14 protein-coding genes are annotated in these 20,660 nt (G+C 63.8%); 7 read left to right on the plus strand and 7 right to left on the minus strand.

The genetic code is table 11. The features are described 5' to 3' along the window. The first annotated feature begins 25 nt into the window (after positions 1-25). The 4 genes from ACWTU8_RS21580 (at position 26) to pdeM (ending at position 4,589) form a co-directional block, all read left to right on the plus strand. Positions 26-376 (plus strand): MarR family winged helix-turn-helix transcriptional regulator, encoded by a 351-nt coding sequence (locus ACWTU8_RS21580; RefSeq protein ID WP_455849761.1) that lies wholly within the window; start codon positions 26-28, stop codon positions 374-376. Between the two features lie 31 nt (positions 377-407). Then, entirely contained in the window at positions 408-1,268 is an 861-nt protein-coding gene (locus ACWTU8_RS21585) for a C40 family peptidase (protein WP_455849762.1), read from the plus strand. Positions 1,269-1,353: 85 nt separating this feature from the next. Beyond that, complete coding sequence (locus tag ACWTU8_RS21590) at positions 1,354-3,876, plus strand: ligase-associated DNA damage response DEXH box helicase (protein ID WP_455849763.1); 2,523 nt, start codon at positions 1,354-1,356, stop codon at positions 3,874-3,876. After that, the gene (gene pdeM, locus ACWTU8_RS21595) at positions 3,873-4,589 is read left to right on the plus strand and encodes a ligase-associated DNA damage response endonuclease PdeM (RefSeq protein WP_029356883.1); all 717 of its coding nucleotides are present in this window, start codon (positions 3,873-3,875) and stop codon (positions 4,587-4,589) included. Before ACWTU8_RS21590 ends, pdeM begins: the two co-directional genes overlap by 4 nt. A gap of 6 nt (positions 4,590-4,595) precedes the next feature. On the opposite strand, the gene ACWTU8_RS21600 is transcribed toward pdeM, so the two are convergent. Genes ACWTU8_RS21600 through ACWTU8_RS21610 form a run of 3 tightly spaced genes read right to left on the minus strand, consistent with a single transcriptional unit; the run spans position 4,596 to position 9,207 of the window. Then, positions 4,596-5,531: a dimethyl sulfoxide reductase anchor subunit family protein gene (locus ACWTU8_RS21600; protein ID WP_455849764.1), complete on the minus strand. Its 936-nt coding sequence runs from the start codon at positions 5,529-5,531 to the stop codon at positions 4,596-4,598. Positions 5,532-5,542: 11 nt separating this feature from the next. Next, positions 5,543-6,277, minus strand: a complete 735-nt coding sequence (locus tag ACWTU8_RS21605) for a 4Fe-4S dicluster domain-containing protein (protein WP_029356878.1) — start codon at positions 6,275-6,277, stop codon at positions 5,543-5,545. After that, on the minus strand, positions 6,274-9,207 hold the full coding sequence (locus ACWTU8_RS21610) for a molybdopterin oxidoreductase family protein (protein WP_455849765.1): 2,934 nt from the start codon (positions 9,205-9,207) through the stop codon (positions 6,274-6,276). Before ACWTU8_RS21610 ends, ACWTU8_RS21605 begins: the two co-directional genes overlap by 4 nt. 277 nt (positions 9,208-9,484) lie before the next feature. Here ACWTU8_RS21610 and ACWTU8_RS21615 point away from each other — a divergent pair, with 277 nt between their 5' ends. Then, positions 9,485-10,387: a LysR substrate-binding domain-containing protein gene (locus ACWTU8_RS21615; protein ID WP_455849766.1), complete on the plus strand. Its 903-nt coding sequence runs from the start codon at positions 9,485-9,487 to the stop codon at positions 10,385-10,387. A gap of 6 nt (positions 10,388-10,393) precedes the next feature. On the opposite strand, the gene ACWTU8_RS21620 is transcribed toward ACWTU8_RS21615, so the two are convergent. The 4 genes from ACWTU8_RS21620 to ACWTU8_RS21635 all read right to left on the minus strand — a co-directional run bounded on the left by ACWTU8_RS21620 (position 10,394) and on the right by ACWTU8_RS21635 (position 17,587). Then, positions 10,394-11,650 (minus strand): Hsp70 family protein, encoded by a 1,257-nt coding sequence (locus ACWTU8_RS21620; protein WP_455849767.1) that lies wholly within the window; start codon positions 11,648-11,650, stop codon positions 10,394-10,396. A gap of 106 nt (positions 11,651-11,756) precedes the next feature. Beyond that, complete coding sequence (locus ACWTU8_RS21625; RefSeq protein ID WP_029356874.1) at positions 11,757-12,548, minus strand: TIGR02186 family protein; 792 nt, start codon at positions 12,546-12,548, stop codon at positions 11,757-11,759. Next, the gene (locus ACWTU8_RS21630; RefSeq protein ID WP_029356872.1) at positions 12,548-13,471 is read right to left on the minus strand and encodes a sulfite exporter TauE/SafE family protein; all 924 of its coding nucleotides are present in this window, start codon (positions 13,469-13,471) and stop codon (positions 12,548-12,550) included. The genes ACWTU8_RS21625 and ACWTU8_RS21630 overlap by 1 nt, the downstream gene beginning before the upstream one ends. Positions 13,472-13,663: 192 nt before the next feature. Further along, a complete protein-coding gene (locus ACWTU8_RS21635) occupies positions 13,664-17,587 on the minus strand; it encodes a peptidoglycan-binding protein (RefSeq protein ID WP_455849768.1) in 3,924 nt (1,307 codons plus the stop codon). 475 nt (positions 17,588-18,062) lie between these two features. On the opposite strand from ACWTU8_RS21635, the gene ACWTU8_RS21640 reads away from it, so the two are divergent. Together ACWTU8_RS21640 and ACWTU8_RS21645 are read left to right on the plus strand one after the other, a co-directional pair. Continuing rightward, a complete protein-coding gene (locus ACWTU8_RS21640) occupies positions 18,063-18,524 on the plus strand; it encodes a MerR family transcriptional regulator (RefSeq protein ID WP_455850020.1) in 462 nt (153 codons plus the stop codon). Positions 18,525-18,834: 310 nt separating this feature from the next. Next, positions 18,835-20,631, plus strand: coding sequence for an acyl-CoA dehydrogenase (locus ACWTU8_RS21645; RefSeq protein ID WP_455849769.1), 1,797 nt, complete (start codon positions 18,835-18,837; stop codon positions 20,629-20,631). The last annotated feature ends 29 nt before the right edge of the window (positions 20,632-20,660 follow it).

Here is a 20,660-nt window from a genome sequence, read left to right on the forward strand (position 1 = left end):
AACAATTTGCCGTCATTCTGGTCGGATGTCGATTTCCATGCGCCCGAGCCAGGCCTTGCGACTGTGGCAGCAGGTGATGCTGTCCCAGGTGCGCGACGATATACCCGACCTTACCATGCGCCAGACGGCAATCCTGTTTACGATCTATCTCGACCCGCCGCCGCACACGGTGCGCGGGCTCGCCGCCCGGCTCAATGTTACCAAGCCGGTGATCACCCGCGCGCTCGACACGATGGGCGCACTGAAGCTGGTTTCGCGCCATCGCGACGAGCTCGACAAGCGCAACGTGCTGGTCAAGCGCACCGTCGAAGGTGCTCTCTTTGTCGAGCGCTTCGGCGATGTTATCATCGCCAAGGCCCAGGAATTGCCCATTTGACCCGAACTGTCCTTCTGAACGAGTTGCCGATTTGACCGCCAGGGATGCCCGCCTTCACGCCTTCCGTTCCGATCTCGCCGATGCCAAGCTGAAAGGCGAGGTCGCCGCCGATCGCTTCGTCGCCGGGCGGCCAGCTCGGATTTCAGCCGCAGTGGCCGATATCCGCAACGAGCCGCGGCCGGATGCCGGCGTCAACACCCAGCTTCTGTTCGGCGACGACGTCCTTGTCTTCGAGGATGCCGAAGGCTGGGCCTGGATCCAGGCCGAGCGCGACGGCTATGTCGGCTATGTCGCCGACTCCGCGCTGGGCGGGCGGGACCATGCGCCCACCCATCTCGTCTCGGTGCCGCGCACCTTCCTCTATCCCGGACCGGATTTGCGGCTTCCGCTGAGCGGGCAGCTGTCGATGGGATCGGCGGTGAGGGTGGCGGGCGCGGCCGAAACGCGCGGCACGCACTATGCACTGCTGCCGTCCGGCGAGGCGGTCATATCGGGCCATATCAGGCCTGTCGCCGAGGCTGCCCCCGACTATGTCGCGGTTGCCGAGATGTTTCTCGGCACACCCTATCTGTGGGGCGGCGCCTCCGGCTTCGGCATCGATTGCTCCGGCCTCGTGCAACTGGCGATGCACATGGCCGGCAGGCAAGTGCTGCGCGATTCCGACATGCAGGCGACGACCATCGGTGAGGCGCTCGAACCTGGTCCGGACTTTGCCGGACTGCAGCGCGGCGATCTGGTATTCTGGAAAGGCCACGTTGCGATCATGATTGACCCAGAGACCATGATCCACGCCAATGGCCACACCATGCTGGTCTCGCGTGAAGGGTTCAAGGAAGCCGTCGCCCGCATCGGCTATCTCTATGGCGGGCCGACAGGGTTTCGGCGGCCGTAGCGCCAGAGCGGAGAAGGGAGACACTCGATCACCTTTTGTTCCGATTCTTCTTGGCGATTGCGCGCCGCCGCGTTACCTCTGGCGCGTGACAGAGCAGCCGAGCCTCGCCGAACAGAATGCCGCCGTGCACTTGCCCGAGCCATTCCTCAAATGGTTCGCGCAAAAGGGCTGGTCGCCGCGCGCCCATCAGATCGACTTGCTGGCGACCGCCCAAGCCGGGCAGTCGGTGCTGCTGATCGCACCGACCGGCGCCGGCAAGACGCTGGCCGGGTTTCTGCCTTCACTAACCGAGCTGGCCAAGCGGCCAAAGAGAAAGCCGGGGCAGGCGCGTCGCGGCATCCACACGCTCTATATCTCGCCGCTGAAGGCCCTGGCGGTCGACATCGAGCGCAATCTCGGCAAGCCGGTCGAAGAGATCGGGCTGCCTGTCACCATCGAGACGCGCACCGGCGACACGCCCGCGCATAAGCGCCAGCGGCAGAAGCTGGCGCCGCCCGACATTCTCCTGACCACGCCCGAGCAACTGGCGCTGCTGATTGCCGCGCCCGACGCCAGGCGCTTCTTCGAGGATCTGCACTACGTCGTGCTCGACGAACTGCATTCTTTGGTGACGTCGAAGCGCGGGCATCTCCTGTCGCTCGGGCTGGCCCGGCTGCGATCCTTTGTTCCCGGCTTGCAGACGATCGGCCTGTCGGCGACGGTCGCCGAGCCGGACGAACTGCGGCGCTGGCTGGTCAGCCAGCATCCACCCGGCGGCCTGGCCGAACTTATTGTCGTGACCGGCGGCGCCAAGCCGGAGATCTCCATTCTCGATTCGGAGGAGCGCGTGCCGTGGGCTGGACATTCGGCCCGCTACGCGACACCGGAGATCTACAGCGAGATCAAGCGACACAAGACGACCCTGCTGTTCGTCAACACACGCAGCCAGGCTGAACTGCTGTTCCAGGAATTGTGGCGGGTCAATGAAGACACTTTGCCGATCGCGCTGCATCACGGCTCGCTCGATGTCGCCCAGCGCCGGCGCGTCGAGAAAGCGATGGGCGAGAATGCCTTGCGCGCCATCGTCGCCACTTCGACGCTCGACCTGGGCATCGACTGGGGCGACGTCGACCTGGTCGTACATGTCGGCGCGCCGAAAGGCGCGAGCCGGCTGGCGCAGCGCATCGGCCGCGCCAACCACCGCATGGATGAGCCGTCGAAGGCCATCCTGATCCCGGCCAACCGCTTCGAGGTGCTGGAATGCCGGGCGGCACTCGACGCCAACTATCTCGGCGCCCAGGATACGCCGCCGCTGGTCAATGGCGGGCTCGACGTGCTGGCGCAGCATGTGCTGGGTTGCGCTTGTGGCGCGCCATTCCTTGCAGATACGCTGTTCGAGGAAGTAAGAACGGCTGCACCTTATGCCAGCCTCGATCGGCCGACATTCGACCGTGTCGTCGATTTCGTCGCCACCGGCGGCTATGCGCTGAAGAACTATGAACGCTATGCCCGCATCCGCCTGAACAAGGACGGGCTGTGGCGCGTGTCCAATCCTCGGGTTGCCCAGCAATACCGGCTGAATGTCGGCACCATCATCGAGGTGCCGGCGCTCAACGTGCGTTACGTCCAGGCCGGCAGCAAGGGGTCCGCGTCGCGCGGCGGCCGCGTTCTCGGCAAAATCGAGGAGGCCTTCCTCGAAACGCTGACGCATGGCGACACGTTCATGTTTGCCGGCAAGGTGCTGCGCTTCGAGGGCATCCGCGAGAACGAGTGCTTCGTGTCCAATGCGCCCGGCAGCGATGCCAAGGTGCCTTATTATGGCGGCGGCAAATTTCCGCTTTCGACCTACCTCGCCGAACAGGTCCGCATCATGCTGGACGACCCGCAGCGATGGAAAAAGCTGCCGGAACAGGTCGCCGACTGGCTACGCTTCCAGGCCGACAAATCGGTGCTGCCGAAACGCGACGACCTGCTGATCGAGACCTTTCCGCGCGGCAACCGGCACTATCTGGTGGCCTATCCGTTCGAGGGCAGGCTGGCGCACCAGACGCTCGGCATGCTGCTCACCCGCCGGCTCGACAGGGCGGGAGCCAGGCCGCTCGGCTTCGTCGCCACCGACTATGCACTTGCCATATGGTCGCTTGCTGATATGGGCAGGATGTTCAGGGTGAAGAAACCTTCGCTCGGCGAACTTTTCGACCAGGACATGCTGGGCGATGACCTCGAAGCCTGGCTCGCCGGCAGCTGGCTCTTGAAGCGCACCTTCCGCAATTGCGCGCTGATCTCGGGGCTGATCGAAAAACGTCATCCGGGCCAGGAGAAGAGCGGCCGTCAGGTCACCGTGTCGACCGATCTCATCTACGACGTTCTGCGCAGCCATGAGCCCGACCATATCCTGTTGCAGGCGACGCGTGCCGATGCGGCCACCGGTCTGCTGGATGTCAGCAGACTTGCCGAGATGCTCTCGCGTATCCAGGGACGAATCGTGCATAAGAACCTTGAGCAGATCTCGCCGCTCGCCGTGCCGATCATGCTCGAGATCGGCAAGATGCCGGTGCATGGCGAGGCCGATGATACGCTGCTGATGGATGCGGCAACGCTGGTCGAGGAGGCCATGGGGACGAAATGACACTTGCGCTCGCCATGACTGCGCCCCTGGCGGATGCCGATCGTATCGGCATCGCCGGCGAGCGCGCAATCTGCGATCGGCGCGGCGTGCTTTATTTTCCCGAGCTTCGGCTTCTGGCCGTGTCCGACTTGCATCTGGAAAAGGGATCGTCGCTGGCACGGCGCGGTACGTTGATCCCGCCTTACGATACCGGCGCGACATTGCTCCGATTGCAGGCGGTGATTGCCGATTATCAGCCGGCGATCGTCGTCAGCCTCGGCGACAGCTTTCATGACGGCGGCGGCGCCGCGCGCATGCACTCCAGCTTTCGCGAGCGGCTGGAAGGACTGATGGCCGGCCGCGACTGGTTCTGGGTCGCCGGCAACCATGACCCGGACGCGCCGGCCGACCTGCCCGGCGAGACGGTGCGCGAACTGGCCATAGGCTCTCTCGTATTCCGGCATGAACCTTCGGCATTGAGAGTGGAAGGCGAGGTCGCCGGCCATCTGCACCCTTGCGCCCGCATCGTGCAGCAAGGCCGCTCGGTGCGGCGCCGCTGCTTTGCCGGCGATGGCGGCCGCATGATCATGCCGGCCTTCGGCGCCTATACCGGCTCGCTCAATGTGCTCGATCGCGCCTATGCCGGGCTGTTCCGCCGCGAAACGCTGATGGCCTATATGCTCGGCGCTGAGCGCATCTTCGCCATTTCCCACGCGATGCTCAGGCCGGGCTGAGCTGCTCTACCTGCCATAGTAGAGGGTGACTGTGTGCTTGGCTTCGGCGAAGAACAGCCAGCGCTCGACCAGCATGCCAGCGAACTGGACGATTGCGGCGAGTGTCGACAGCCCCGCCGCATAGGGCCATGGCAAGGCGAACACGGCAACCAGCAGCAAGAGGGGCAGAGCGAAGGCCAGCACTTGCGTGATCTGGCGCAGCCGCGCCTTGTGCTTGCGTGCGATGCGAAAGCCCATCTCCTTGAGCAGGTAGTTTTCCTCGGTGTGCGGCCATTCCAGCGACCGCACAGTACCGCCGGCAAGCCCGGTCGCGGTGTTGGCGGTTGTCGCAATTTCCAGCCTGTCATTGTATCGCCAGGTTGCCACCTTCCAGCCCCAGCCGAGCAAGGTCAGCAGCGTGCAAGCTGCCAGAAGTATAGTCGAGCCCATGCCGAAACACTGCAGCAGCGCGTTGAGCAGCATGCTGCCGCTCATCGCCGAAAAAATGAGATAACCGGGCAAGGTATAGCGGCTGTGCCACTGGGCGATCGGCTTCAGCGATGCATAGATCATGCCGGTGGTGCAGACGGTGATGACCGCGCCGACCGCAGCCAGCAGCCCGGCTACGGCCACCCAGCCGTCCGTGCGGCCAAGGACCACCCAGCCCATGGCGAACAGCCCCGCCGGCACGAAGGTCGCGACCGACGCAACGCCTTCGCGCGACAACCAGGAGCTGCGCCATTGCGAGAATGCCCTCCAGGCACGATCTGGCCGGCCGAGGTGGCCGGCCGACGACAACAGGCCGGCCGAGATCAGTCCAAGCGCCAGCCCCATGCCGACGAGGCCGAGCCAGAAGTCAGGCGGGACGAACCCCGGTCCGGCCAGCACCCCGAGCAGCGCGAGCAGGCCGTAACCGGCCCCCGTAGCGGTGGTGAAAAAGACGACCGAGAAAGCTGGATGCATGGATGTGCGGATCAGTTCGAAAGCATGCGGTCGACCCAGCCGAGGAAACCGCCCTCGGCCCGCACCGCTTCGAGCGCCGGCGCCGGCACCGATGCGGCGCGTGTGGTATGGGCGCGCGGCGGCAAATATTTGTTGGTCGGGTGATAGCCGAGTTCGGGCATCAGGTCGACGCCGCCGCGCTCGGCCACCAGCTGCGACACGGCCGATGCCGGGTCGCCGAGATCGCCGAAATGCCGCGCGCTGGTCGGGCAGGCGGCGACGCAGGCCGGCACGCGGTCTTCTTCCGCCAGATTGTCGTTGTAGATACGGTCGACGCACAGCGTGCATTTCTTCATCACGCCAACATCGGTGTCGAATTCTCGCGCGCCATAGGGGCAGGCCCAGCTGCATAATTTGCAGCCGATGCACTTGTCCTCGTCGACCAGCACGATGCCGTCCGAGGCCCGTTTGTAGGAGGCGCCGGTCGGGCAGACGGTGACACAGGCCGGTGTCTCGCAATGCAGGCAGGAGCGTGGGAAATTGACCGTGCGCCCACCCATCTCCGTTATGTGCTCATAGCTGTGCACGCGGTTGAACCAGACCCCGTCGACATCGCCGCCATAGGGATCGATGTCGGTCAGCGGCGCCATGTGACCGCCGGTGTTCCATTCCTTGCAGGCGGTGACGCAGGCCTGGCAACCGACGCAGGTGTCGAGATCGATGACCAGGCCGAGCTTCTTGTCGGTATGGGCGGGAAGGCAGGTCATGGTCTGGCAGCTTCTCTTTCCCGGCGGAACTCGGCCCCGAAACTGAGCTTGTCAGGCGAGGGTTCGAAATGCGGCGGCTGCCGGAAGCGCTCGAACTGCGGCTCGGTGAAGCCTGCTTCTTCAGCAGCGCATTTGACGATGCGGACGCGCAGGTCGAACCATGCCGCCTGGCCGGTCACCGGATCGGAATTCGAATAGCGCTTGCCGTTCGCATCGGCGGAGGTCTGGTCGCCGATGATATGGTTGAGCAGGAAGCCGCGATTCGATTCGGCGGCGTCGTCCTTCAGCCCCCAGCTGCCGCGCCGTTTGCCGATCGCGTTCCAGGTCCACACCGTATCCGGGTTGACGCCGTCGACCAGCTTGATCTGCCCCTTGACCCTGCCGTTGATGCTCTCGATCCACACCCAGTCCTCATCGGCAAGGCCGAGGCCGGCCGCGGTCCGGTTGTGCACGAACAGCCGGTTCTGGCTGGTGATCTGCCGCAGCCACGCGTTCTGCGAACCCCAGGAGTGGTACATATGCATCGGCCGCTGTGTCAGCGCGTGCAGCGGGTATTTCTCGAGGTCGACAGCGGCCTCCTCGAAGGGCGCATACCAGAACGGCAGCGGGTCCATATAGGTCTCGATGCGGCTGCGCTCCGCCTTCGGCGGCAGCACCCGCCCATGGCCGCGCGCGGCCAGACGAAACCGCTGCATCGGTTCCGAATAGAGCTGGAAGACGATCGGCTCGGCCTTCGGGATGAAGCCCATATTCTCGGCGAAATCGAGATAGGAGCGGTTGGCCATCTTGTAGTAGCGCTGGTCGTCCGCAAAATCATGGTGCCAGAAGCCGCCATTGTCGATGTAGCGCTGAAGCTGGTCGGGATTGGCCTCGCCCTTACCGATCGAGGCGCCGTCCTTGCCGCGCCAGCCGGCGAGCGGGCCGATGCCCGGCGAGCGCTCATGATTGACGATGTAATCGGCATAGTCGCGGTATTTGGCCGAGCCGTCATCATCGACGAAGCCGGGCAGGCCGAGCTGCACGCCGAGCTCGATCAGCACCGACTGGAACGGCCTGACGTCGCGGTCCGGCTCGACGACGGGATGGCGGATGGCGTCCCCCGGCCCGTCGGCATGGCTGATCGGCCGGTCGAGGAGGCTGATGCAGTCATGCCTTTCGAGATAGGTGGTGTCGGGAAGCACGAGATCGGCGAATGGCACGGTCTCGGAATAATAGGCATCGGAATAGATGATGAAGGGGATCTTGTAGTTTCCGGCCTCTTCGCTGTCGGTCAGCATCGCCATCGTCTCGACGGTATTCATCGACGAGTTCCAGGCCATGTTGGACATGTACATCATCAGCGTATCGATCTTGTAGGGATCGCCGGCCCAAGCGTTGCGGATGACGGTGTGCATAAGTCCATGCGCGGCGAGCGGCGAGTCCCAGGAATAAGCCTTGTCGAGACGGATGGGCGCGCCGTCATCATCGACCAGCAGATCGTCCGGCCCGCAGACGAAGCCGAGCGGCATGCCCTCCAGCGGCGTCATCGGCCTGACGTCCTTGCCCGCCGGCTTCAGCTCCGGCGGCGCCGAGCGGGGGTAGGGCGGCTTGAAGCGAAAGCCGCCCGGCACGTCCACTGTGCCGAGAAGCACCTGAAGCAGATGAATGGCGCGGCAAGAGTGAAAGCCGTTCGAATGGGCCGAGATGCCGCGCATCGCGTGCATCGACACTGGCCGGCCCTTGATCGTCTCGTGCCGGCGACCGGCCCAGTCCGTCCACGCCACCGGCAGTTCGATCGCCTTGTCGAAGGCGACATGCGCCAGTTCGGCGGCGATCCGGCGGATGGTGTCGGCGGGAACGCCGCAGCGTTCGGCAACCGCATCGGGAGAATAGCTCTCCTGCAGATAGCGGTCGGCGATGAGCTGGAAGACCGGCACGCAGCGGTGGCCGTCGACCTGGAAATTGCCGGTCAGCGCCGGTTTTGCATCAGTGTCGGTGGCGCTGATGGGCACTTTCGCCGCCCTGTCCCAGGCCAGCGGATTGCCGTCACTGTCGCGCGCGAACAGCCCGTCATCGGGCGCACCCGGCTCCTGGATGACGAGGACATGGGCGTTGGTGTAACGCAGCAAATAATCGAGGTCGACGCGGCCGGCCTTCAGCAATTCGTGGACGAGGGCAAACACGAACAGGCCGTCGGTGCCGGGCCGGATGCCGATCCAGTCATCGGCGATGGCGTTGTAGCCGGTGCGGCACGGATTGATCGAGACCACCTTGGCGCCGCGCGCCTTGAGCTTGCCGAGACCGATCTTGATCGGATTGGAATCATGGTCTTCGGCCACGCCGAACAGCATGAAGTATCTGGTGTTGTCCCAGTCGGGTTCGCCGAACTCCCAGAATGAGCCGCCGATGGTATAGAGCCCGCCGGCCGCCATATTGACCGAGCAGAAGCCGCCATGGGCGGCGAAGTTCGGCGTGCCGAACTGGCTCGCCCACCAGCCGGTCAAGGATTGCGACTGATCGCGCCCGGTGAAGAAGGCGAGTTTCTTCGGATCGGTCTGGCGTATCCTTGAAAGCCGTTCCGTCGCGATGGAAAATGCTTCCTCCCACTCGATCTCACGAAATTCTCCCGAGCCGCGCGGACCTGTGCGCAGCAATGGCTTCTTCAACCGGGCCGGACTGTAGTGCTGCATGATGCCGGCGCTGCCCTTGCCGCACAGCACGCCGCGATTGACCGGATGGTCCTTGTTGCCGTTGATGTAGCGGACCTTGCCGTCCTTGATGTGGACGTCGATGCCGCAGCGGCAGGCGCACATGTAGCAGGTGGTCTTGGCGATGCTGTCGGAGACATCGGGCGAAGTATCGACGCCATCGCCCTCGTCGGGCGCGCGTGTGTCGGCAAGGGGCCATTGGGACGGTGCGGAATTGGCGCCGCGCAGCGTTCGGTGGTTCATGATCCGGTGCTTTTGTAAGCCGTGAATTTGCCTCTCGTCTTCGGCCCGGGGCCGCGCATGTAGTGCTCTTCCGGATGATAGCGATCGCCGGCAAGCCGGCGCCGTAGGCTGCGGGTCCAATGGGCAAACAGGGATTTTAACCGCCCGATCACATTCTACCCTTTGCGGCCTGGCCGCGATATTTTTCCAATTTCTTTCGGAAACTTAGAACAAAGCAATCGATCCGTCTAACAAGTTGCTCTTGTAACTTCAATCGAATTTGTTTCTTAATTCTCTCATGACCCTAGACCAATTGCGGATCTTCGTTGCTGTCGCCGAGCGAGGGCATATGACCAAGGCGGCCGAGCTGCTGGGCATTTCCCAGTCGGCGGCGTCGGCCGCCATCCGCTCGCTCGAACAGCAGCACGGCGTCCGGCTGTTCAACCGGGTCGGCCGCAACATCGAGCTCGCGCAGACCGGGCACCGGTTCCTGCCTGAGGCCAAGGCCGTGCTCGAACGGGCGGCTGCCGCTCACAATGTGCTGGAGCACGTTTCCCAGACGATCACCGGCAGCCTTTCGATCGCCGCCAGCCAAACTATTGCCAGCTACTGGCTGCCGCGCCGCCTGGCCTCCTTCCACGAGGCCTATCCCACCGTCAGGCTGAGCGTGACCATCGGCAACACCAGGCAGGTCGAGACCAATGTCCTGGACGGTACGGCGGATTTTGGCTTGGTCGAGGGGCGCACTGAATCCGACATATTGCGGCGCGCCAAGGTCGATGTGGATCGACTGATGCTGGTCGTGGCGCATTCGCATCCCGAGATCGTTGAAGTCTCGCGCGGGCATCCGGATATCAGGGAGTTCCGCTGGATCATCAGGGAAGGCGGATCAGGCACGCGCGAGGTGCTGGAAGATCTTGCCCGCCGCGAAGGGATCTCGTTCGCGGACCTGCGGATATTCCTGGTACTGCCGAGCAACGAGGCGGTTCGTCAGGCGGTCGAGGCCGGCGCCGGCGCCACCATCATTTCGAGGCTCGTCGTCGAACGAGCCGTTGCCGAAGGCAGCTTGCGGTCCGTGCCAATCGAACTGCCGAAGCGCGATTTCGCGATGATCACGCATCGTGACCGGCAGGCAAGCCTGGCCCAGATGGCACTCAAGGTGCATCTGAGCGCGAGGGCCGACGAAACCGTCCGGGGGTAAGCCGGGTCAGCCGAATTTCCGCTGCGCGTCGAGCGCCAGCCCAAGCCCGACCGAGCCGAACATGTCACCTTGGATGACGGACGCCTGCGGCAACAAGGCTAATATCTGCTGCCTTGCCAGCGGGATGGCGGTCGATCCGCCGGTCAGGAACACCGCGGTGATGTCGGATGGTTTCACCTGCGAGTCCCGGATGGTCTCACCAACCGTCGCGGCCACTCGTTCGATCTCCCTAACGATCGTGGCTTCGAGTCCGGCGCGCGAAATTTCTGCCGCGAACTTCGCACCGGGCAGCGCGACTACGACATCACCAGAAAGTTGCTCCGTCAGCGCGATCTTGGCCTTTTCAACCAAAGCAGCCAGCGCGTGCCCGTAACGATGCTCGACGATATGGATGAAACGGTCGACCAGGTCGGCGCGTTCCGCCTCGTAGCGGATCTGGCGCAGATGCGTCATCGCCCTCGGGGTGTAGACCAGATTGATGCGCTGCCATGTCGCCAGGTCGATGAAGTAGCTGGCCGGCAAGTTGCGCTTGCCGTCCTTGGTCGGCGAGAGGTAGCCGAGCTGCGGCATTACATGGGCGATGCTCAACAGCCGGTCGAAGTCGGTCCCGCCGATGTGGATGCCTCGGCTCGCCAGAATGTCGTCTTTGCGATCGAGGGAGCGGGCGCGCTGCGGCGACACCCGCACGATCGAGAAGTCGGATGTGCCGCCACCCATGTCGACGATCAGCGCCAGTTCTTCCCGCGTGACCTTCTGCTCGTAGTCGAGCGCCGCCGCGATCGGCTCGAACTGAAAGGCGATATGCTTGAAGCCCTGGGCGCGTGCCGCGTTCTCGAGTTCACCTTCAGCCTTGGCATCGGCCTCGGCATCATCGTCGACGAACTGCACGGGACGACCGAGCACCACGCTCTCGACCGTATGGCCGGCATTGTCCTCCAGCCTTTTCCTGAGATGGCCGACGAACAGACCGATGATCTCGGTAAAGGCGATCGATCGGGCCTTGATCCGCGTCTTTTCATGGACAAGTGAACTGCCGAGCACGCTCTTCAGCGAGCGCATCAGGCGACCTTCGATGCCGTCGGTATAGTTGGCGATGGCGCGGCGCCCGAAATAGGTGCGGTTGTCCTCGAAGTTGAAGAATACGGCGCTCGGCAGCGTCACTTCGCCGTCTTCCAGCGCCACCAGCCGCGGCTGCCCGTTCCTGACCACGCCCACGGTGGAATTCGAAGTGCCGAAGTCGATACCGCCGAATGCTGGTCGCATCGTAAGTCCTGTATTCTGATGTGGGAGCGACAGCTCGTGTCCAGTCGGGCCGGGGTCGCGGTCTAACCCATGAACCCCAAAAGGGGAACCACCTTTCGGAAGAGGCCTAGTCCTTTCGGAAGACCAATCTTCCGAGCCAGCCTGTCAGCATGGCTAGCGACACGGCGAAGACGCCGTAGAGGAAGGAATAATCGTGGGCGACGCGGAAGATCGACTGTTCGAAACCGGACTTGCGGATTTCGAGCTGGGCGGAGCTTTCCTTGATGAACAGGCCGCTCTTGAACAGAAACGCACGGGCCTTGTGGGTGCCGACTGGAACGTTGGGGGCGAGCCTGACGGTGGCGCGAAACAGGTTCTGCGACAGGAACTGCACGCCGCCAACGTTCTCGCTGTAGAGGCCGGTCGCCGTTTTGCGCTCGCGCAGCGCCGCGGTGAATTCCTGGATTGTCGCTGGACTGTCGCCATCGTCGGCCGGCTGCATGTAGATGTTGGCGGCGCCGAGTGACAGCTGCTTGTAGCTGTTGGGGTCGGTGACGTCCTGTAGCGGGCGCGTCGTCGCCACCGAATAGGACACCGGCACATTCTCGAAGGTCTCGGACTCCAGATTGATCCAGATGCCGAGCACCCGGTCCTTACGGCGCACGACGACCGGCCGGGCCGGACCCTCAAGCACGACGATGATGTCGTAGCGCCCCTGGCGCGCGACAAGCGGGTCGGCATTTTCCAGTGAGCCGAAGATGGTGAGATCGGCGCCGGAAAAGCCGGCGGTGATCGAGACATGGTCGGTGGACAGGCCGATCTGGATATTTTCGGTAGCTGGCGTCTGCGCTTTTCCGGGTGACGCGACTGCCAACAGCGACAGCGAGGCAACGACCAAGAACGCCCTCAAGCCCGCCATCAGGTCGGATCCACGCCGGACAGGGAATAGAGGTTGGGCGGCGTCACGAACAGATCGATGGCGAGCCGGATTGCGACCGCCAGCACCAGCAATGCCAGCAGCGCCCTGAGCTGCTCGCCACGCAGCCTTTGGCCGGCCTTGGCGCCGTATTGCGCGCCGGCGACGCCGCCCGCCATCAACAGGAAGGCGAGCATAACGTCTACTGTCTGGTTGGTGGTGGCGTGGACCAGCGTCGTGTAGGCCGAGGTGAAGATGATCTGGAATAGCGACGTGCCGATGACGACGTTGGTCGGCACTTTCAAGAGATAGATCAGCGCCGGTACCATGATGAAACCGCCGCCGACGCCCATGATCGACGACAGGAAGCCGATGCCAGCGCCGAGGCCGAGCACCGGGATGACGCTGACGAAAAGCTTCGAGGCCCTGAACCGCATTTTCAGCGGCAAGCGGTGGATCCAGTTGTGCTGGCCGGATTTCTTTAGCACCGGTGCCGCGCCGCTGCGGGTGGCGCGCAGCGCATTGACGCTCTCGACCAGCATCAGCCCGCCGACGGTGCCAAGCAGCACGACATAGAGCAGCGAGATGAACAGGTCGAGCTGGCCGAGCCGGCGCAAGAAACCAAAGACAAAGATGCCGCCGGTTGAGCCGACGATGCCGCCTGCCAAAAGCACACCGCCGAGCTTGAAGTCGAGCGTGCCGCGCTTCACATGCGACAATGCGCCGGAGAAGGAGGAGGCGATGACTTGGTTGGCGCCGGTGGCGACCGCGATCGCCGGCGGTATGTTGTAGAAGATCAGCAGCGGCGTGATGAGGAAGCCGCCGCCCACTCCGAACATGCCCGACAGGAAGCCCACTGCCGCGCCCATGGCCAGCAGCACGAAAATGTTGACGGAAAGTTCCGCGATCGGGAGATAGATGCCCACCCGTCAGTCTCGATCAGTTTGCCTCTCGGCGAATGCAACCGTTGCGGGCATTTCGCGCCAAAAAGGCTATCTCGTTCTTGCGCCGGCCGGGCGGCGAAGTCAAACCTCGCCACGCCGCCGAAACAAAAAACAACTCAATCAGTTAACAGGCAAATGTGTGGCAACGGCGTCGCGGAAACGACGCATCTGACGTTATTTGCGCGCAAGCAGTGCCTTGACCAGTTTTTCGTCGACGGCGCCCGTCGCCTGCAGATCGTTGTCGGTCTGGAAAGCCATGATGGCATCCTTGGTTTTCTGGCCCATCACGCCGTCGGCATTGCCGGCCTCATAGCCGTTCTTGTTGAGAATGCGCTGGATATTCTGAACGACTTTCTTCATGTCGACGCTGGCGGTCGTCTGCGGCGTGCCGTCCTGCCATGATTCGGGAATGTCGGCCGAATTGGCCGCAGGATCGATCGGCTCTGCCTTCCACAGTTCGGCGGCGGCGCGTGCGCGTTCGAGCTGCTCGGGCCTGAGCGCCTTGGCGATCTCGTCGCGCTTTGCCGCCGCATCCTTGTCGCCGGTCTTGGCGACGAGTGCGAACCATTTGTAGGATTCTTCGAGATTCTGCTTCATGCCGACGCCCTTCGCCGCCAGGATGCCGAGATTGAACTGGCTGTCCTTGACGCCGAGCTCGGCGGCGGCCTGGAACCAGTGCGCGGCGGATTCATTGTCGGTCACTCCGTCCGCAGCCATGGCAAAGAGCACGGCGAGATTGTGCATGGCGCTGGCGTTGCCCTGAGCCGCGGCGAGCTGGTACCAGGTCTTCGCCTTCTTGACGTCGCGCGCGACCCCGGTGCCTTTCTCATAGAAGTTGCCGATCCGGTATTCCGCCGGTGCGAAGCCGAGTTCGGCTGATTTCTCATACCATTTGGCGGCAGCTGCCATGTCTTGCTTGACGCCGCGCGATTCGGCGTAGCGCGAGCCGATCTCGAACAACGCCTTGGCGTCGCCGCCGGCCGCTGCGTCACGCAAGGCAGCTGGGCCGGCGTCGGCTGGGATGTCGATGTTGGCAGTGGCCGCCGCTGTCGAAGCATCCGCAGGTGTGACCGTGCCGGTCATCACTTGGGTCGCGGGCGTGGCGACCCGCGCTGTGGCCATTGGATCGGTGTCCGGAGCCGTCGGGCCCGCAGGTGCCAAGGCTGTCACGTTCGCCGCCGCCGGATCGGGCGGCGCCGTTGGAGTCATGGGCACAGGAACGGGTTCAGCCTCGGGTGCGGTGCCCATCGTCGTTCCGGCGTCCGACAGCGCGGCGCGAGCGGCCGGTGCCGGCATGTCGTCCTCGGCTATCGATTCCGACGGTTCTGCTTGCCGGACGGCGCGAGCCGGCGCGCTGTCCTGTGCTGCAGTTTGCGCATCCGTCTTCGGCTCGCTGGCGGTACCGGCCGACACGGTTTCCGCCGGCTGCGCGGCCACGACCGGCGCCGCATCATTGCTGGCTATTTCAACGGGATCCGAGAAGAAGGCCTTGCCCAATTGTAAGCCGGCGAGCGCTAGCATGACTGCGGCGGCCGCCATCAGGATCGGCTTGCGCCGCGCCTTGAGCAGGTCGCCGATCCTGAGCGCCTTCACCGGGCCGCTCATCGTCGATTGCCGCTTGAGAGCGTCGGCCTCGGCAGCGGCCGCTTGCGCCGCGCGTCTGGCTGCGGCGATGAAGTCGGATTTCGATGCATCGGCATTGCCGGCCCTGACCGGCGGTCCGCGTTCGTCGCGCACGCGTTTCATGATGGCGTTGAGGTCGGGGGGGCCGGAGCCGGGCTCCAGCGGCCGGTTGGCAACCTTCGGATCCAGCGGCTCGTCGAGATCGGCGCTCGGTATCTCGACATCAGGCGCCAAGCCGGCAAGCGGTGGAACGTCTGCCTCCTTCTTACCCTTGAAGGCGCGCGCCAGTCCGCCGAGCATCGACTTCCGCCCACCGGGCCGCTCACTTTTCTCCGTCACCGTATCCGAACCAAGCGCCGCCATGGCCGCGGCCGCAGCGGCTTCGGCCGGCGTGCGCGGGTCTGGCTCATTGCGCATGACAGCATTGGCACGGCTGTCAAGGTCGGCCATGTCTCCAGTCAGCGGTAATGGCTGGTCGATATCCATGGACGGCGCGTCCTGGACCGTGATCTTGGAGGCTCGTGCCGCCCGCGCGCGCACCGGCGCAGCAGGCTGCGTGAACTCGCTCGCGGCTTCGGTCGCCTCGCCGGTTTCCAGCGAGCCCAGTCGGTCGACGATCTTGAGCAGCGTGTCGTGAATGGCCTCGAAGGTCCTCGAATTGCGCTCGTCGGAACGGCGCGTCAGTGCTTCGAGCGTCTTCAGATCCTGGGCGAGGCCAGAGACGGCCGCCGTGTTGGCACTGGAGCCGGCCAGCGAACGGACGGCGCTCTCGGCGGCCTCGCGCGCCGCGCTGAGGATGGAATCGCGGGTGCCAGCCAGCGACTTCTCGATTTCGTTGAGACGAGGGCTGATGTCCTCGAATTCCGGCAGTGGCGTGCCGGGCTTCGAAAGATGCGCCGACAGACCCGCGACTTGCGCCTCCAGGCTGCGGATCAGGGCCGGGTCGATGCCGGCGACTTGTGCCGCGGATGAATCCAGCCGGCTTGAAATATCTTCGAGGCGGCCTTCCAGGCCACGGATCGCCGCTTCGCTTGCGGAATCGCGAACGCGCGTTTCCATGCGCTGGGCCAGCGCGCTGAAGCGGGCGTCGATGGCGTCCATGATGCCGGCCCCGTCGATCTGCGGCACACGTTGGTCCAGCCTGTCGACGACTTCGTCCAGCCGGCGCTCGAGATCACGAAACAGCATGTTGCCTTGTTCGATCGCGTCGCCTTGGCGGCGCTCTATCATGCCGGACAGCACGTCGAAACGTTGCTCCAGCCCCTGGAAGATGTAGTCGGCATCCGGCATGGCAGGCGCCCTGTCGATCTTGTCGGCAATGAGCGCGATCTGCTTGTCGAGACGCTCCATCGCCTGCTCCGGCAAATTGGCCCGGCCGGCAAGATCGTCGACCCGGCTCGACAGCATGTTGAGGCGGTCGATAACCTCGCCGCTGGGGTGAACTTGCGTGACTTCCTCGATTTGCTGGGCAAGCGAGGCGATTCGCTTCTCGATTCGTTCGAAGGGTTCGGGGTCGAATGAATTGGCCTGCGCGGCGACGGTGGATGCGACGATAGCGCGGGAAATCTCGTCCAGCCGCTCGTCGATCATAGCGAATGTGCTGCTGCCGCGATTGTCCTGCTGCCTGGCGAAATGATCTATGGCACCGGCAAGCGTGCGGACCTTTTCTTCGAGCGACCGCAGCGACAGTGATTCCGGCAAATTGTTGACGGCATTGCTGATCTGTTCGAGCCGGTCGGTCAGCATCGAAAGCCCGGGTGCGTCCGACGACTTGCGCTGATCGGCATCGACACGATCCTCGAACGCGGTCCAGCGGCGGTCGAAATCGTCCCAGCGGCGGCCGACCGCCTGCACGCTCTCCTCGCGCGCCAACGTGTCGAGCGCGGCCTTGACCTGCTCCAGCTCGAGCCGGAGCATGTTGACGCTTCTGTCGTCGCTCTTTTCGGCAAGGGTCTGGATGGCGCTGGAAAGCCGCTCGAACTCGACGCCGAGTTCGGCGCTGCCTTTGCCTCCCCCCGATTGGCCACCGGGCTGGGGGCTTGCCTGGAAAGCCCGCTCGATGTCCTTGCGCAGCGCTTCGAATTCGCGCTGCAGGCCGGCGGTCATCTGGTGGCGCAGTTCCTCGCGCAGACCGCGCAATTCGCCGGCGATCTTGCCGACCACGGCGACGCCGTCTTCTTGGCCGCGCACGCGGTCGATATCGCGGGCGATGGCCTGGTAACTTTGGTCGAAGGTAGCCGGCGCCGGGCTTTTCGGCGGCTGTGCGAGGCGCGGATCCTCATCGGGTCGGGCGCTGGCATAGCGCGGCTCCGCGCTCGGCCGGCGCGGATCGAGACGCTCGCTCATGTCCTCGCGCGTCCGCTCCAGCCGCTGCTCCAGCGTTTCCAGGGAACGGTTGAGCTGTTCAAGCGTGGTGTGCGGCCTGCGCTGCCTGCCGGCGTTGAGTGTATCGAGATAGGACCGCTTGCTGTTCATCGATGCGCCCGTTCAGAATTACTGCTGGCTTACGACCAGTTTCCCAAAGTCCTGCCGGAAACGAAGGCGGCCGCGCGGCTTTGCTGCGGCGGAAGACCAACTTCCCGGGTTTCACCCGCGCTCCGAAAAACCGTGAAAAATTCGCTACAGGATAAACACGGGTAACCGACATGCGCACATTTCGCCCAACGTGGTAAACAACGCGTTAACTAAGCTTAAGAAGTTACAACGTTGGCGGGCCGCCCAAAGCGCCGCCGGGCCGTGCGCTGGCGGATGCGGCAAAAAGTTCCTCCCCACAACGCCCTTGCTTCGTGAGGCGGCTATCGGTATAGAATTGACGTAAACGTAAGGGTGCACAGACTGTGCCGTTTGCGATTTGTTTGTTGAAACCACGAGTGGAAGCACGCCCCCGCTTCCACTCAGGCGACGCAAGGTCCGGGACCGCGACGCCACCAGATGGGGAAAGCCAGTGACCATGAAACTTGTTTCGCCCGGCGCAGCCGCGGCCAATGCTAATGACATGTCTGATAAAGCCGGCGAGGATCTTGTCCGCATCGGCGAAATGGCCAAGAAATACGGAGTAACGCTGCGCACGCTGCGTTTTTACGAGGACAAGGGCCTTCTCAATCCGCAGCGCGACGGCTCGACCCGTCTCTACACGCGCCGCGACAAGGCGCGGCTGAAGCTGATCCTGCTCGGCCGCAAGGTCGGATTCTCGCTGCGCGACGTCAAGCAGATGATGGATCTGTATGATCCGACAGGCTCCAACACCAAGCAGTTGCGACTGGCGCTCGACAAGTCGGAGAAGCAGCTTGCCCGTCTGCAGAAGCAGCGGGCGCTGATCGACGATGCCATCAACGAATTGAGCAACTCGATGGCGGCGGTGCGTCAGATGCTGAGCGAACGTGCGGCGCCGCAGGCCAGCGTCGCCGGATAATTCGATCTCGCCGGCTTCCGGTGACCGGGCTTCTGACGAATGAGAGCCGTGTGGCCTTGGCCGCGCGGCTCTTTCTGTCTTCCGGCTGCGTCGGGAGGACTACATTTCAATCTGTTCCGCACTGGCTTCAACGGTGTAGCGCCGCTACGCTCACGGGTGAGACTTCGGGAAAATTTGTCGCATCAAAAAATTGACGTTTACGCAAACGTCAACTTTTGCTATCCCCGACCTGAACATTGGTCCGCATGCTGTCCCTGACTTCATCTTGGGGCTTGATTTCGGGGCCAAGGCCGCATGGTGGAGGAAACGCATGCCGATCTACAGGGCGCCGGTCCAGGACACACTGTTTGTGCTGAACGAGGTACTGGGCTACCAACGCTATTCCAACCTTCCCGGATTTTCCGACGCGGCGCCGGATGTGGTCGAGGCCATCCTCGCCGAGGGCGCCAAGCTCGCCGAAAACGTCATGCAGCCGCTGAACCGCGTCGGTGACATGGAAGGTTGCGCGCGCCATGACAATGGCTCGGTGAGTACCCCGAAAGGCTTCAAGGAGGCCTTCGACCAGTATCGCGATGGCGGCTGGATGGGACTGGCCGCACCCGTCGAATTTGGCGGCCAGGGTCTGCCTTACGCGGTGCATACTGCTGTTTCCGAATATATGGTTTCGGCCAACATGTCGCTGATGATGTATCCCGGCCTGACGCAGGGCGCGATCGCGGCGATCATTACTCACGGCACCGACGAGCAGAAGGCGATCTGGCTGCCGAAGCTGGTCGAGGGCGCCTGGACAGGCACCATGAACCTGACCGAGCCGCATTGCGGCACCGATCTCGGCCTGCTGCGCACTAAGGCGGTTCCCAATGGCGACGGCACCTACAGGATCTCAGGCCAGAAGATATTCATATCGGCCGGCGAGCACGACATGTCGGACAACATCGTCCACCTCGTGCTGGCCCGCATCGAGGGCGCACCGGAAGGCGTGAAGGGCATTTCGCTGTTCATCGTGCCGAAGCTCAAGCTCGATGCATCAGGCAATCCTGGCGAGAAGAACACCGTGTCCTGCGGCTCGATCGAGGAGAAGATGGGCATCCATGGCAATTCGACCTGCGTCATGAACTATGACGAGGCGCAAGGCACGCTGCTCGGCGAGGCCAATGGCGGGCTGAAGGCCATGTTCACGATGATGAACGAGGCCCGGCTCGGCGTCGGCCTGCAAGGGCTTTCTCTGTCGGAGGTCGCCTACCAGAACGCTGTGTCCTATGCCAAGGATCGCCTGCAGGGTCGCTCGTTGTCCGGGCCGAAGGCGCCGGACAAGAAAGCCGATCCGATCATCGTCCATCCCGACATCCGCCGCAGCCTGATGACCATGAAGGCCTTCAACGAGGCCGGCCGCGCGCTGGCGCTGTGGACGGCGATCAAGTCGGACATCGCTCACCGTGCCAGTGACGACAAGGACCGCCAGGCTGCCGACGACTACACCGGCCTGATGACGCCGGTGGTCAAGGGCGTGCTCACCGACAAGGGTTTCGACCACGCGGTGATGGCGCAGCAAGTGTTCGGCGGCCACGGCTACATCGAAGAGCACGGTATGAGCCAGTTCGTGCGCGATGCCCGCATCGCCATGATTTACGAAGGCGCCAACGGCATCCAGGCACTCGACCTCGTCGGCCGCAAGCTGGCCTTGAATGGCGGCCGCGCCGTGCAGGCCTTCTTCAAGGAGGTCGGCGAATTCTGCGAGGAGAACCGCACCGACGAGGAGATGGCGCCTTTCACCAAGGCGCTGAAGAAGGGCCTCAACGATCTGCAGGCGGCGACGATGTGGCTGATGCAGAACGGCATGGCCAAGCCCGACAACGCCGGCGCCGCCTCGACCGACTACATGCATCTCTTCGGCCTGGTGGCGCTGGGCTACATGTGGGCGCAGATGGCCAAGGCAGCCGGGGCGAAATTGGCGAATGGCGCCAATGGGCCTTCGACCTTCTACGACAACAAGCTGGTGACGGCGCGCTTCTTCATGGAGCGGATTATGCCGGAGACGTCGGCGCATCTCGCCCGCATCTCCAGCGGCGCCGAGACATTGATGGCACTGCCGGCGGAAGCGTTCTAAGCTCGACAGCGTCGGTACAGCCGGCCTTA

The organism is Mesorhizobium sp. BHbdii, assembly GCF_053848045.1.